The 14,624-nt window shown below is 47.1% G+C and carries 14 protein-coding genes and 1 tRNA gene; 12 read left to right on the top strand and 3 right to left on the bottom strand.

All coding sequences use genetic code 11. The annotated features are described in order from the left end of the window. The first annotated feature begins 258 nt into the window (after nt 1-258). The gene (locus ACSF8W_RS12050) at nt 259-882 is read left to right on the top strand and encodes an ABC transporter ATP-binding protein (RefSeq protein ID WP_500847575.1); all 624 of its coding nucleotides are present in this window, start codon (nt 259-261) and stop codon (nt 880-882) included. Nucleotides 883-891: 9 nt separating this feature from the next. Next, nucleotides 892-1,662, top strand: coding sequence for an ABC transporter permease (locus ACSF8W_RS12045; protein ID WP_500847574.1), 771 nt, complete (start codon nt 892-894; stop codon nt 1,660-1,662). 121 nt (nt 1,663-1,783) lie between these two features. Here ACSF8W_RS12045 and ACSF8W_RS12040 read toward each other — a convergent pair whose 3' ends face one another. Further along, nucleotides 1,784-2,506, bottom strand: coding sequence for a YebC/PmpR family DNA-binding transcriptional regulator (locus ACSF8W_RS12040; RefSeq protein WP_500847573.1), 723 nt, complete (start codon nt 2,504-2,506; stop codon nt 1,784-1,786). Nucleotides 2,507-2,737: 231 nt separating this feature from the next. Between ACSF8W_RS12040 and ACSF8W_RS12035 the strand changes: the two genes are divergently transcribed. Together ACSF8W_RS12035 and ACSF8W_RS12030 are read left to right on the top strand one after the other, a co-directional pair. Next, nucleotides 2,738-3,049 (top strand): PTS fructose transporter subunit IIB, encoded by a 312-nt coding sequence (locus ACSF8W_RS12035; protein ID WP_500847572.1) that lies wholly within the window; start codon nt 2,738-2,740, stop codon nt 3,047-3,049. Nucleotides 3,050-3,063: 14 nt separating this feature from the next. Further along, nucleotides 3,064-3,873 (top strand): PTS sugar transporter subunit IIA, encoded by an 810-nt coding sequence (locus ACSF8W_RS12030; RefSeq protein WP_500847571.1) that lies wholly within the window; start codon nt 3,064-3,066, stop codon nt 3,871-3,873. A 16-nt stretch (nt 3,874-3,889) separates the two neighbouring features. On the opposite strand, the gene ACSF8W_RS12025 is transcribed toward ACSF8W_RS12030, so the two are convergent. Continuing rightward, on the bottom strand, nt 3,890-4,735 hold the full coding sequence (locus ACSF8W_RS12025; protein ID WP_500847570.1) for an AraC family transcriptional regulator: 846 nt from the start codon (nt 4,733-4,735) through the stop codon (nt 3,890-3,892). 473 nt (nt 4,736-5,208) lie between these two features. Here ACSF8W_RS12025 and ACSF8W_RS12020 point away from each other — a divergent pair, with 473 nt between their 5' ends. The 4 genes from ACSF8W_RS12020 to ACSF8W_RS12005 all read left to right on the top strand — a co-directional run bounded on the left by ACSF8W_RS12020 (nt 5,209) and on the right by ACSF8W_RS12005 (nt 9,757). Beyond that, nucleotides 5,209-7,110, top strand: coding sequence for a PTS fructose transporter subunit IIABC (locus ACSF8W_RS12020; RefSeq protein WP_500847569.1), 1,902 nt, complete (start codon nt 5,209-5,211; stop codon nt 7,108-7,110). A gap of 317 nt (nt 7,111-7,427) precedes the next feature. Then, entirely contained in the window at nt 7,428-8,633 is a 1,206-nt protein-coding gene (gene manA / locus ACSF8W_RS12015) for a mannose-6-phosphate isomerase, class I (protein WP_500847568.1), read from the top strand. A 125-nt stretch (nt 8,634-8,758) separates the two neighbouring features. Continuing rightward, nucleotides 8,759-8,849 (top strand) — tRNA-Ser (locus ACSF8W_RS12010). A gap of 320 nt (nt 8,850-9,169) precedes the next feature. Further along, complete coding sequence (locus tag ACSF8W_RS12005) at nt 9,170-9,757, top strand: hypothetical protein (protein WP_500847567.1); 588 nt, start codon at nt 9,170-9,172, stop codon at nt 9,755-9,757. Nucleotides 9,758-10,193: 436 nt separating this feature from the next. On the opposite strand, the gene ACSF8W_RS12000 is transcribed toward ACSF8W_RS12005, so the two are convergent. Next, on the bottom strand, nt 10,194-11,213 hold the full coding sequence (locus ACSF8W_RS12000) for an IS110 family RNA-guided transposase (RefSeq protein WP_500847566.1): 1,020 nt from the start codon (nt 11,211-11,213) through the stop codon (nt 10,194-10,196). Nucleotides 11,214-11,312: 99 nt separating this feature from the next. Between ACSF8W_RS12000 and ACSF8W_RS11995 the strand changes: the two genes are divergently transcribed. The 4 genes from ACSF8W_RS11995 to ACSF8W_RS11980 all read left to right on the top strand — a co-directional run bounded on the left by ACSF8W_RS11995 (nt 11,313) and on the right by ACSF8W_RS11980 (nt 14,531). Beyond that, nucleotides 11,313-11,840, top strand: a complete 528-nt coding sequence (locus ACSF8W_RS11995; RefSeq protein WP_500847565.1) for a Pycsar system effector family protein — start codon at nt 11,313-11,315, stop codon at nt 11,838-11,840. An 8-nt stretch (nt 11,841-11,848) separates the two neighbouring features. Continuing rightward, nucleotides 11,849-12,643: an adenylate/guanylate cyclase domain-containing protein gene (locus ACSF8W_RS11990; protein ID WP_500847564.1), complete on the top strand. Its 795-nt coding sequence runs from the start codon at nt 11,849-11,851 to the stop codon at nt 12,641-12,643. Between the two features lie 156 nt (nt 12,644-12,799). Beyond that, complete coding sequence (locus ACSF8W_RS11985; protein WP_500847563.1) at nt 12,800-14,137, top strand: protein kinase domain-containing protein; 1,338 nt, start codon at nt 12,800-12,802, stop codon at nt 14,135-14,137. Between the two features lie 139 nt (nt 14,138-14,276). Further along, a complete protein-coding gene (locus ACSF8W_RS11980) occupies nt 14,277-14,531 on the top strand; it encodes a hypothetical protein (protein ID WP_500847562.1) in 255 nt (84 codons plus the stop codon). Nucleotides 14,532-14,624 lie beyond the last annotated feature (93 nt).

The following is a 14,624-nucleotide window of genomic DNA, read 5'->3' as shown; positions in this document are numbered from 1 at the left end:
CGTATCAACGTGAGGCACTCGGGATATCAATTTGTGGCAAGAATATATCATTTTTTTATTGCTTTTGTGATGCAAGATCGTCGGCTTAGTGCTGAGTGAGTAAAATTTGCTACTTATAACGCAGCATTTTGCACTGCATTGTTGTTCACACACGATTTGTCACCGAGCAACATGAATAAGCATGATAACCAAGATGATTTTGAACGATTTGAATCATGTTGCAGTGGTGATTACACTCGCTTTCAAAGGGAGTGGATCATGAATGATGAATTAGTGTTGTCTGACTTGTCGTCAGGCTTTGAAGCCAACCCGCACGAGACAGTAAGCGCCATCTTACCGGCGGGGCAGCACTTGGCGTTGTCCGGTCCGTCGGGGTGTGGCAAGTCGAGCCTGTTGCAGGTATTAGCCGGGTTGCAACCGGCTCGGGAAGGCGGTTTTTATTGGCAGGCGCAGGGCATCAGTGAGGACACACTCACCTGGTGGCGCCAGCAATGTTGTTATGTGCCCCAGCAACCCGTCATGGGCGGGGACGATATTCGTGCTGCGCTCTGGTTGCCTTGGCATTTGAACGCCACAGAGACGCCGTCTCCCTCCGATGATACCGCCCTCGCGTTACTTGAGCAGGTTAAACTTGCGCACCCGCTGGATCATCCGGTTGAAAAACTGTCGGGCGGTGAAAAGCAGCGTCTAGCCATTGTGCGGGCGTTATTGCTCAATCGGCCGGTATGGTTGATGGACGAGCCGACTTCGGCGCTGGATCCGGCCAGCCGTGATCGGATCATGACGCTATTGGCCGCCCACTCCCTGACCATTGTGTCGGTGTCGCATGATCCACATTGGCTGGCGGCGGCCAATCAGCATTGTGTGATGCAGGGCAAATAAGGACACCGTATGGATAACGCATTATCAATCAGTTACTGGGCACTGGGCGGTTTTTACTTGCTGCTGTTGATACCGCTCGTGCTCTTTCAGCGTTGGCGCTTAGCGCTGACAACCACCCTGTTAGCGGCAGTATTGCGCATGACGGTGCAGTTGGCCGTGGTGGGCTTGTACTTGCAAACCTTGTTTGCGTTTCAAAATCCGTGGCTTAATTCACTCTGGCTCTCTGCCATGGTGGGCGTAGCCGGTATGGCGATTTGCCGTCGTGCGGGTGTACCGCTCAAGCGGGTGCTGCCAGCCTTATTGTTGGGGTTAGGACTGGGGTTGCTGACTGTATTGCCCGCCATGCTTGCAGGGGTGATCAAGGTATCACCGTGGTGGCAGGCACAGTATTTGATCCCGGTGGCTGGCATGTTACTGGGTAACTGTTTGGCGGCCAATGTGCTGGCGCTAGAGCGCTGGTACAGCATGTTGAAAGACAAACAAGACGAATACCGCTTTTATGTTGCGTTGGGCGCGCCCAAGCCAGAATTGCCGTTTATTCGCACCGCCGTGAAGGCCGCGTTGGCGCCGCAGTTGGCCGCGATGACCACGCTGGGCATTGTCAGTTTACCGGGCATGATGACGGGGCAAATATTGGGGGGCACAGAACCTTTGCTGGCGGTGAAATACCAATTAGCGATCATGGTGGCGATTTTCATTACAGCCAGTGTGTCGGTGTGCACGACGTTGGCGTTAGCCAGCCGTTCGGCGTTTAACCGTTATGGTCAGTTGATGTTGTAAGTCAGTCAGCGTGAAGCGAGTGAGAGAAAGAACGAGCGGTCGAGAAGAAGAGAAGGGCGTTAAGTGAGGGGCAGAAACAAAAATCCCCGGCAGTACCGGGGATTTTCAAGAGAGCGAAGAATTAGTCTGCGATCTCTGCGTTGTGGTAAACGTTCTGCACGTCATCACAATCGTTTAGCGCATCAAGGAATTTCTCGAACATCGCCACGTCGTCGCCCGCAAGCTCAGTCATGGTTTGTGGAACGAAAGAAATTTCTTCAACGTCCAGAACAATCTCTGGCATTGTTGATGCTAGTGCGTTTTTCACCTTGAAAAATTCAGTGTGAGGAGCGAATACAGTGATCACGCCGTCTTCACATTCAACGTCAGTGACGTCGACATCTTCCATCATCAGGTTTTCTAGTACAGCATCTTCATCGTCGCCAGCAAACTGGAATACAGCTTGGTGCTCAAACATGTGTGCTGCTGTGCCTGGTGAACCGATTTTCGCGCCGTTTTTCACGAAGCACTGACGTACATCCATGAAAGTACGGTTGTTGTTGTCTGTTAGACAGTCAACAATCACCATGCAGTTACCCGGACCGAAACCTTCGTAGCGAGCTGTTGCGAAATCTTCACCGCCGCCGCCTTTGGCTTTATCGAGTGCTTTTTCGATAACGTGAGTCGGCACCTGATCTTTTTTCGCTTTCTCGATCATGCGCTTTAGGGAAAGGTTAGTGTCAGGGTCGATACCGCCGTTCTTCGCCAATACGTAAATTTCTTTACCGTACTTAGAATAAACTTTGATTTTTGCGCCCTGCGTTTTCGCCATAGAGGCTTTACGGACTTCGAAACTGCGTCCCATAGGAATCACTCTCTTTTTGATATTTGGGATTTCTGTTGGAGGCGGATTTTACCAGCAAGCAAGGCGCTATGGCTAGGGGTAATGCGTGTTCTCCTACAGGGTTTCCTGCAATAGATCAATTTCTGCGTTGAATTTCGCCGCGTGACTTGCAGTCATGCACTGTAGCGATTATATATTCCGCTGTGAAACGTATAAATTCCCAGCGATTGGGACTAATGAGAGCAACACAGAATGAAAATTGTAGCAGTAACGGCTTGCCCTACAGGGATAGCACACACTTATATGGCCGCCGCCGAACTGAAAAAAGCCGCGCAGCAGCTGGGGGTGCAAATCATGATAGAAACCCAAGGTGCGATGGGGATTGAAAACCCACTGAGCGTGCAAGATATTGGCCGTGCTGATGTGGTATTGATCGCCTCTGATATTGAAATTGAACACCGCGCGCGCTTCACGGGCAGCAAAATTCACTGCGTGACAATTGAAGATGTCCTGACCGATCCGATCAGTGTGATCAACCGCTGTCTGGCATTTTGCCAAGCGTGATTACGATACCCTCGATGATAGTACGCCGTATTACCTTTTTGATTGGCCACGATGGACTGCCCGCGTGGGCGTTGAATCGACTGAAAGTGCTGGGGGGCTATTTCTGCTCGATGGTGGTGATGCGTAATGTGTCACAGCGTAAAATGGCCGATGTGTCGTCCCCCATGCGTGTGATGGCACTGGGTACGCGTCCGGCGGATCTGTGTCAGATCTTGATTGAAGGGGCGGATGCCGAATTGGCCGCCATTGTGCTGACCGATTTTATCGCAGAGCATTGCCTGCTGGTGCAGGGAGGGCGACGCCATGTGCCGTCATCGCAAGTGGCACACGCCTTAGCCTTGCCGTTTGCCTGTCAGTGGCATGCGGTGCCTTTCTCCGTCATGCCCGAATCTGGCGTGACGCTGGAAAAACGTGTTTTGCTCAGTGTCATGGCCGATTGTGTGGCCGCGAGAGAGGTCGCCTCGAATACGACCTTGCTCGAACAACTGCTCGCGCGCGAAGCGGTGTCTTCAACGTGCATGGGTAATGGAATTGCGTTGCCGCATGTGATCAGTCCTGCAGTGACGTGTCCGCATGTTGTTTGTATGACGTTGACCCAACCGCTTGATTGGGGATCGAACCGAGGCCCGGTGACCCGCATCATAGGCTTGGTGTTACCGCATCCGCCACAGCGACCGCATCTCATGGCGTTTTCTGCCTTTTCTCAAGCCTTATTGGATCCGGCATTCTGCGACATTATGGCTGATAACGATCAACCCGACGTTTTAGAAGCCATCATCAAACACACTTTAGCTACGCCGTTTCGTGACACGCCGTTGTTGTGAGCGGGCTTTGTTATGATCAGGGCATCGCACGGTAATCCGACGGGGTCAGTCCCGTTTTGCTTTTGAACACCCGATAAAAGTAGTTCACATCTTGAAACCCGCAGCGGGTCGACACTTCATGCAAGCGAAAGGTGTATTTCTTCAACATGAACTTGGCGCGTTCAATGCGCACCCACGTAATGTAGTCCGCCATGCGCATGTGGCCTTGCTGGCGAAACAGGCGCGATAAATGGTTCGGCGTAATATTGAAGCGCTTGGCGATGGAATCTCGACTGATCGGCCGGTGAAAATTTTCCTGAATGTAAATACAGATCCCTTGATACAAATCTTCACTGCGCTTTTTGCTAGTCTGGCTGGGGGCGCTCAACATCTGCTGGCTGTAGCTGAGCAGGGCTTGCAGCAAATGGGCATCCATCGGTTTTTGGATCGGCTCTTTGGCCAGCGCATTGAGTGCAGACAAAATGTGGTCGATAGCATGACCCGTACGGGTTGGGATACTGTGCTTTTGTACGTCATGGCACGTGGTATGCGCCCGCGCTTTACTCACCAAGCTGAATCCTAATTGGCGACGGCCAAACAATAAGCTTAATACTGAGCAATCCGTGTCCCAATCGGGTTTGTTCCAGCAGTTGGGCGGAATGTACAGCGCATCCCCCGGCATGATGGCCACTTTGGTGATCCCCAATTCCGGATCTTCCAATTCATTGATGTACTCCCCACTGATCACCATTTCCAATCGCGGAAAATTCACTTGATAGCTAAATGGCGGCGGCGTGTGCTGATCGCTGGCAAACCAGATGTGGTTGAAATGCTCGCGCTCTGACAACAAGGTGTCGAGCAGGTGATGAAAAACGTCGCTCATGCTAAGTCTGTCCGTTATGGAATCAAGATCCCAATCAGGGGGAAGGGGTGTGGCACATTATCCGGTGAGAAAGTGACGACGGCCACCTTTGTCCAAAAAACGCAGGCAATAGCGTGAACCAGATCACTCAATATCACACAGGTAACGGCATTTTAGTGTTACTTCTTTCTAGTGATAATAAATAAACGCCGCACGGCACAGTGTCATCCAATGATGCCTTTTTGTATTTATATTATTGATTTAAAATAATTAAATGTGTTTTGTTGTGGCTTTTTTATTGAGGGTGTTGAATGAGAATTAGATCACACTCTTTTCTATAGGTTACAAATTTCCAGTAAATGCCATTCTAGTACACTATCTGCGTGTGTCAGATTCGCTCACAATATCCCCAACGACACCACACCGTCGAAGACAACACTCGCGAAAAGCATAACGAGAAACATAACGAGAAACATAACGAGAAGGGGCGACTCATGATCACCAACTTGATTAATGAGAATTTGATTTGCTTGAACCTACAAGCAACCACCAAAGAAGACGTATTCATTGAACTGATCGACGTACTGCATGCGCAGGGCCGTATCAGTGATAAACAACAATTTTTAGCCGATATTCATGCTCGTGAAGAACTGGGTAACACCGGTTTTGAAGACGGTGTGGCCTTGCCGCACGCGAAAAGTGCCGCGGTGACAGAGCCAGCAGTCGCGATCGGTATCAGTCGTCGTGGCGTGGACTACGGTGCTGAAGACGGTCTGCCATCTACTCTCTTTTTCATGATTGCTTCGCCAGACGGCGGTGCAAACCACCATATTGAAGTGCTGGCCGAATTGTCATCCAAACTGATTGAAGACGGCTTTATTGACGCCTTCATGCAAGCGAAAACCGAGCAAGAAGCGCTAGGCCTGCTACTTGAAAAAACCGAAGCGGCTGACACACCGGTGGCTGACAAAGGCTTGTTGATTGGCGTAACCGGTTGTCCGGCGGGTGTGGCACACACTTACCTAGCAGCAGAAGCGCTAGAGAAAGGCGCGGCAGAGCTGGGCTTTGAAATCAAAGTCGAAACCAACGGTTCTATCGGCGTGAAAAACAGCCCAACGGCTGAAGAGATTGCCCGCGCAGAAGCGATTATCGTGAGCTGTGACAAACAAGTTGATATGGCACGCTTTGCCGGCAAACGTGTGATTAAAACGGGCGTGAAAGCGCCAATCAAAGATGCAAAAGGCGTGATCAACCAAGCACTGGCCGCTCCGGCTTACCAAGTGTCAGGTGACGACAAGCCAGCCGAAACAGAAAGCAAGGCGTCTCAAGCGCGTTCTGATCTGTACCGCTACCTGATGAACGGCGTGTCACACATGATCCCGTTCGTTGTGACTGGCGGTCTGTTGATTGCATTGGCACTGGCGATTGGTGGTGAGCCATCCGCAGGCGGCATGCAGATCCCGGCAGGCAGCCTATGGAACCAAGTGCTAAACGTGGGTGTGGTCGCCTTCACCCTGATGATCCCTATTTTGGCGGGTTACATCGCGTATGCGATTGCTGACCGTCCTGCATTGGCACCGGGTTTGATCGGTGGCTGGATTGCGAACAACGGTTCATTCTACGGCGCAGAAGCGGGTACCGGTTTCATCGGTGCGATTGTGGCGGGTCTGTTGGTCGGTTACTTTGTGAAGTTCATCGTCAACATTAACTACCACAAGTTTATTCAACCGTTGGTGCCAATCATGATTGCGCCAATCACCGGTTCTCTGTTCATTGCGAGCATGTTCATCTTCGTTATCGGTGCGCCGATTGCAAGCCTGATGGACGGCCTAACGGCAATGCTAACCAACATGAGCTCTGGCAACGTGATCCTACTGGGTATCGTACTGGGTGGTATGGCAGGTTTCGACATGGGTGGTCCATTCAACAAAGTGGCCTTCCTGTTCTCTGTCGGCATGATTGCCAGCGGTCAAACACAGTTCATGGGTGCGATGGCGTGTGCTATCCCTGTGGCACCGCTAGGTATGGCACTGGCAACCGTGATTGGTCGCAAGTTCAACATCTTTGAAGAATCTGAAATCGAAGCAGGTAAAGCATCAGGCGCGATGGGCTTGGTGGGTATCTCTGAAGGTGCGATTCCATTTGCTGCACAAGACCCGATGTCAGTGATCCCGGCTAACGTTCTTGGCTCAATGGTTGCCGCGGTAATGGCCTTCTCATTCGGTATCACCAACAGCGTGGCACACGGTGGTCCGGTTGTGGCGCTGCTGGGTGCGATGAACAAACCGGTACTGGCGCTAGCGTGTATGGCTGCGGGTGCTATCGTGACAGCGTTGGTCGCGGTATCACTGAAGAAAATGCGTCAAGCGAAAGCGGCGCAGGCAGCAACAGCATAAGCCTCGTATAGAACGTGTAATACCTTCCGGCAACTGATCCCCCTGTGTTGCCGGTACGGGCTCCGACTGCTCCTGGTCGGAGCCCTTCCTCGTTTCTACGCTCGCCCGTTCAGGTCGTGCGGCAGTGCAGGGAAACAGTGGTAGGGGTAACAACTAATAAAATACTCAGTGGGAATGTGCGTGCATTTTTGCTAGGGTGAGCCCCAACGAAAACAGGGGCATTGTCGGTTAATGTAAAGACCGATTTCATGAGCATCGAGGCTATGCGAATCGTAGACTGGGTGCTAATGAAATCAGTATTAGCTATAAGGAACGTTATGAGTACTTCACCTCGTTTTTACCGCATGCACAACATCATTCAGGATTATGCATGGGGCAGCAAAACTGCCATCGGCGAATTGTTCGGCATTGAAAATCCAACCGGTCAGCCACAAGCAGAGATCTGGATGGGCGCGCACCAAAATGGTTGTTCAACCATCGAGGTCAACGGCCAGTCAACGCTATTGTCTGACTTCATTGCCACAGACATGTCAGCCATCATCGGTGCAGACACCACGGTCACGTTTGGTGAATTGCCATACCTGTTCAAAGTATTGTCTGCGGCCAATGCATTGTCTGTACAGGTACACCCAAGCAAAGCCCAAGCAGAAGACGGCTTTGCCAAAGAAGAAGCGGCTGGTGTGCCACGTACAGCGGGTAACCGTAACTACAAAGATCCTAACCACAAGCCAGAGTTGGTGTTCGCATTAACGCCGTACCAAGCGATGAACGGTTTCCGTGAGTACAGTGAGATTGTTGCGCTGTTTAACGCACTGGCGATTGACGAGTTGGCAGAGCTGGTGGCGGCACTGGAAGCGAACCAGAACGAAGCCGGTTTGGAAGCCTTCTTTGAAGCGATGTTGTCATTGTCTGGCGAGCGTAAAGATCGCTGTGTAGACGCGCTACTGACTTATGCCCAAGCGAATAAAGACGATGCATTGTGCGCCTTGCTATTGGAACTGGCAGAGCAGTACCCGGGCGACATCGGCTTGTTCTCACCACTGATGCTGAACACCCTGACACTACAGCCAGGCGAAGCCATGTTCTTGGATGCATGTACCCCACACGCCTACATTAAAGGCACGGGCCTTGAGATCATGGCGAACTCAGACAACGTATTGCGTGCTGGCCTGACACCAAAATACATGGATGTGCCAGAGCTAGTAAGCTGCACCCGTTGTGTGCCAATGCCGTTCGATACTTTGTTGTTGGCCCCAATGGCAAACGAGGGTGAAGAAGCAGGTGTGGCACATTACCCAATCCCAGTGCCAGATTTCAAATTCAGCGTGTACACCAACGTGGCAGATAAAGTATTGACCACACAGAGTGCTGAAATTCTGTTGGCCATTGATGCGCCACTGACGGTTTCTCATGTTGATGGTGACACCGTGACCGTTGAGAAAGGCCAATCTGTCTTCATTCCGGCGAATACGGGTGAATACATGGCGACCTCAACCGGTCAATTTGCCCGCGCCTACAACTGATTGTGCGGCAATGCGGGTGGCCGTGTTGTAAAGATGAGCGACTTGCGGGTTCTATGCACGGTTAACCGTGTGTGCAGTGAAAAGGGCTTTACACCCTAAGCTGTAACCCGTATTATCCGCCGCATGGAGAGATGGCTGAGTGGTTTAAAGCACCGGTCTTGAAAACCGGCGTGGGTTTATAGCCCACCTAGGGTTCAAATCCCTATCTCTCCGCCACATTTAAAGCCCTCGTCGAAAAACGAGGGCTTTTTTGTATGCGTTGAATTTATTTCGCCTTGCACTCCGACGCACACGCTACATTCGATTTCATAAAACTGTGATATAGAAATGATGATGGAAATGTAGAATGTGATATACGGAACGATTCTACTTTTGTTTTTCCTCATACCCTACGATAGCTTTCAATATCAATGAGTTAACTTCAATGCTATTATGCATCCATGACAATATGTAGAATTGTAACGTAGAGCAATTCCATATATAAAGTTGTTAGGTTTCAGCCATCCTCATACAAAGTGCAAATAAGGAGATAAAAAGTGAGAGGTTCCGAAGAGTTTTATAGTAGCCCCGAAAGCAATGATTGGATATACATTGGAGGGGATATCTATAATCGAGAATGGTCAAAAGTTGGCAAGACAACTAACGGGCTAAATACGCGTCATAGGTCTTCTCAGAACCCTGGGTATTTTATTTATGCTGCTTTTAATATAATTCACGGTAATGTCCACGAAATTGAAAGAAATTTACTAAACTACCTTAGTGCTCAACCAAGCTTGGATAGGTTGGTTCATTTTAGCACCGGCAATCTAAGTGAGTGTTTTTGGTTAAACCCAGAGCAAATGACCTTCTTGGTTGAAGACTTTATCGAAAGAAATTATGGGTCATGTGTAACTTACGAAAATAGTCTGCACGGTTATATGAGCCGCTATCAATGTCGAGATGACATTCGCCGTTATTATGATAATACCAAGCCTCAACCGTTTTCTTCTATACCTCAGTCAAACACCTTAAATAGTTCGAATTACTTCACAGGTAACCAAGAGGAGTATGAAATCGATCTTGGTGATGGTCATTACCTAGATGTGTCCAGTGGTATGATTAAACATATTGATGATGAATTCTGACAATATGCCAATTATTACTATTGGGTTAGTGGATTATTATCGGTAAACCTAACAAGCGCATCAAGTCGCTCGCAGGCTCGCTGGGACAACAAAACTACGCGGCGATTAGGTTTGATGCTTCGCACAATTTTAACCAAATCGCCGCTACGTTTCGGTGCCCCTTATGCGGGCTACATGGACTCCCCCGGTTGTCAACAACAGCGTCAGGTAATATAAGGTTTGGGACTGCCGCTCTACATTCGGTCTGTTTATTGGCTTATTTGCCATGACCCTGATGACACTACGCGGTTGCGGTTCCTCATTCGTTAGAAGGCATCTTTTGTGCCCGCCGCATTATCAGGTTTTCCCGCAAATGGTCTTAACCATATATCATCATTGGCTATTGCAATGACCCGGTGAAGATTGTGACTCCCTCACAAATGCGTTTCTACATCCGTTAATTTTTGATGGGTTCGTAGTCGGTGTCGTGACGCAGCAGCGACCAGATAATTCGCGCATTTTTAGCGGCTAATGCCACGATAGCGCGTTTGAAACCGCGCCGCTCAACCAAGTCTTTGCACCACAGGCTGAGTCGGTCAGTTTTGTCGCCCAGACTGGCAATCACCGCCCGTGCCCCATGAACGAGTAGTGTGCGAAGGTACTTATCGCCTTTTTTGGTAATACGCCCAAGCCTTGGTTTACCGCCCGTGGAATACTGGGTCGGCACTAATCCGAGCCAGGCTGCAAAGTCTCTGCCTTTATCGAACTGCTCGCCTTTGCCGATACTAGCAATCACTGCCGTCGCAGTAATGGGGCCGATACCTGCCACTTTCATTATCTTTTTGGCATTATGGCTGCGCGATACCAGCATATCAAAGCAATGTTCCTGATCGTCAATGCGCTGGTTGAGAACTAAAAGGTGGTCGTAACAATCAGCGATGATTGCTCTGGCTAAATCGGGCAGTAGGTTTTCGGCATCTTCCAGCGCGTCGGGAATGGCACGTTGTAGTGCATGGCGACCGGCAGGGGCGATAATGCCGAATTCAGCCATCATCGCACGCATTTGGTTAAGTAACGCTGTGCGTTCATGTACCCAATTTTCGCGGGCGCGATGAAGCATCAAGATCGCTTGCTGCTCGGGAGATTTGATTTTAACGAAGCGCGTTGAAGGACGGGCAACGGCGATACAAATAGCTACTGCATCGTTAAGATCGTTTTTGGCGCCCGTTCTGAAAGGCGCCACATACTTGGCCGCCATGATTTTTGGTGTATGACCAAGCTTTGTTAATTCACGCGCCCAATAATGGGCACTGCCACAGGCTTCCATCCCAATGATAGCGGGCGGAATGTTTGCAAAAGTTTCAAGAACTTTAGACCTTGATATTGTTTTGTGGATCAGTACCTTGCCTGTTGTATCTTCGCCATGGATACTGAAGCTATGTTTGGCTAAATCGATGCCATAGAGTGAAAGTGACATGGTGACCTCCGAACATATATCGTGTTTGACTCTTCAAGTGTGGCAGAGTCTGGATGAGGGGGAGTCCATGCCATTCGTTAGCAATCTTTTGAGGTATGTATGTGTAAAGATTCGATAGAAGAAAAACTGAACTCAGTGTTTTCGAATGTAAATGATTGGCTTAAGTTTGCGGAGCAAAAAAATGCCGCGCTGTTAGTGCTTAACGGGGGAGTAGTGTGGGGTATCACGCGTGTCTTATCACAAGTTGATAAATTGGGGGGAGTGTCATACTGGTCAGCCTTAGCTGGCTATATTTTTCTAGTATGCTCCGCTATTATTTGCATAATTTCATTTTTACCAATTTTAGAAGAAAAATGGTTTAAACCTGACGATAAGAAGCCTTCGGATAATTGTTTCTACTTCGCTGATATAGCAAAATACTCAAAGTCTGATTACGTGACTCTGCTCTCTGGAAAATTGGGAGTTGATAGTTACAAAGCGACGTCATTTGAAATGGATTTAAGTTCTCAAATCGTAACAAATGCAGAAATAGCGCTAGATAAATATAAAAAGTTCAAACTCGCCTCAAATGTTACAGTTTTAGCTGTAATTCTGTTTTCAATTTCAATAGGCTTTCATTACTTTTAAGGTCAAAAATGATTACTCAAAAACAGTTACCAGACAATCTAAGAATTATTATTGATAATCAAGTTAAAAAATTTAGTAAGCCTGTGAATGCAATTTCGGTAGCTCGAATACCAAATGTAGATTCTATTCCTACGGAGCAGTCAGATAAATGGCTGAAGATTGACAATGTTGTATGTGTATTTGTTGATATGAAAAATTCGACACAATTAAGCGCAAGTCATTATGCTAGTTCTACAGGAAGAGTATATACATTATTCACAGGCACAGCGGTTAGGATATTCAAAGAACTTGAAGCTTCTTATGTGGATATTAAAGGTGATGGTGTATTTGCTCTTTTTGACTATGATAAAGTTCATCATGCATTTGCTTCAGCCGTAACCTTCAAGACTTTTGTTAATGATGTGTTTGCGCAAAAAGTGACGAACAAGACCAAGGTCGATACTGGTGTACATATTGGAATTGATCAAGCAACTTTGTTGGTAAGCAAAATTGGTCTAAGAAAAAGTGCTTCTCGTGGAGATATGCATAATGAGGTTTGGGCTGGAAAAGCTGTAAACATGGCTGCTAAATTGTCCAGTTTATCGAAAGACGATGAGATTCACGTATCGGACCGTTTTTATTCAAAACTAAAAGCTCAGGAAGCGAAATACTCTTGTTCATGCAGTACTCCCCAGCTACTTTGGGAGCAAATAGATGTTTCGCAAGATAAAAGGTTTTCATTCAAATCGGCGTATGTTTTGAAAAGTGCCTGGTGTAAAAAACACGGCGCAGAATACCTTCAGAGAATACTTGAAGCAGATTAGATTGCTAACAAACGCTTCAAGACGGATTCGCAACGCGTGGCATTTTTACCATGCGTTTATTATAGTGATTTAGGTGTTCTGCGGAAACATCGTATTTCGTTGCTCACCACTTAAGCGGGCGTTATACCTTTTGGAAGAAATTGGAAGTTTATCGAAATGAAATATGAATTGAATGATGTGATTGATGGTCGATTTCAAGTAAATGGGCTTTGCAGCGATGAAGGTGGAATGGGGCAAATTCTATTCGTTACAGATCTACACCAACAACTAAACGGAGATTTAGTCCTTAAATATTGTAGAGAAGAAGACGAAGAATACGTAAAACGATTTAAAAGAGAAGTTCGATTACTCGAAACATTCAATGGCAACACTAAAGTTTTAAATACTCTACATAGTAACACTGATAGCGACACTCCCTATTTTGTGATGCCATTTTATCGCGACGGCGATTTAACTAAGTTGATGCCAAAAATTATGGTTGAGCCTGCGTACCAAGAAACAATCTTCAATAAAATGATTGATTGCATTCAAGAGTTACATTCAAACGGTGTCTTCCATCGGGATATCAAGCCACAGAATTTTCTAATCGAGGGTGATAATATTTTGGTGTCAGACTTTGGTCTAGGAATGGAGCCGAATTCTTCATCCCGGTTTACCAGTAGTTCTATGTTCTGGGGGACGCAAGGCTATTTGCCTCCAGAATATCAAAATGGAGGTTTTAAACATGCAGATGAGCGTGGGGATATCTTCATGCTAGGAAAAAGCTTGTATGTTTTGCTTACGGGGCAGAATCCGACTTATTTAATGGATACAGGGTTACACCCTGCAGTTTTTCACGTAATTCAACGTGCATGTGAACTGGATCATAATCGCAGATATAAATCGCTTTCTGAAATGAAACAAGCAATGAAATCTGCATACGATGTTATTTTGAACCGTGGTGGTAGTTTAGGTGAAGTAAATCAACTGATATCGACTATCGAAGATAGGTTGAAAAACGAGAATAAATACACACCTGAACATGTAATAAAGTTTATTGAAAAGCTCCAGTTGATAGAGCGCAGCGATCAGATCCGAATTTGTATGGATTTAACTCGTTCGTTTATGTCTATTCTACCTCAACAACACATTTTGCCTTATTTAGAAGATTTCCTAAAAGTTTATCGCGTAATGGTAGAAAGTGATCAGTATTCATGGGCTTTTGCTGAATCGATAGCTTTGAGTATGGAAAAGATATTCAATAATCCTCTCGTGGAACCAAAATTAAAAGCCAAGGCACTTGAATTAGCAATTGATGCTGCTGCTCGAATGAATCGTTTTGCAGCAATGGATACATGCACATCTATGATTACGTCTGTAACAGAACAAAACTTAGGCAATTATGTGGTGGCTACAATGCAGAAGTTTACCAATAGCTTTGTTGATGATATCGAAGCATCACAATGTAAATGTAATGCGATAACAAATTACCTGACTTCTCTAAAACAGGTATAACAAACGCTTCAAGAGGGACAGCCAACGCGTGGCATTTTTATAATGCGTTAGTTTTTTGTTTATGGTGTTATGCAGAAAGTTAGTCGTGGTGTTGGCTGCCCCTTAAGCGGGCGTTATGTTTCTTTCGAATGAGTGTTCAATGAAAATAAAAAGTAGGGTTAAATTAGTATCATTTAATGGGGAGAATAATAGTCATGATGAATGTGATTCTACAGAGGATTATTGGATTCTAGTTGGTAAAACTGGGACTGTAATGAAACCTGAAAATGCTCGCAAAAGGGTTTTAGTGAAATTCGATGAAAGTGTAAGTGAACTAGGTTTGCATTGTCATAACCCAATTCCAAATAGTTTACTAATTCTTACGTCAGACCTAGAACTCGTAGAGTCAAAGTAAAAACATAACAAGGCATTTAAAACGGAACTAAAACAATGTGCCTGTTTCGTTCCTCAACAATTTTGGCACATTATTTTAGTCCGCTTAATGCGG

The organism is Photobacterium sp. 270122K (assembly GCF_059941365.1).
The sequence above is the reverse complement of the archived record's forward strand: the minus strand, read 5'-3'. Positions and strand labels throughout refer to the sequence as shown.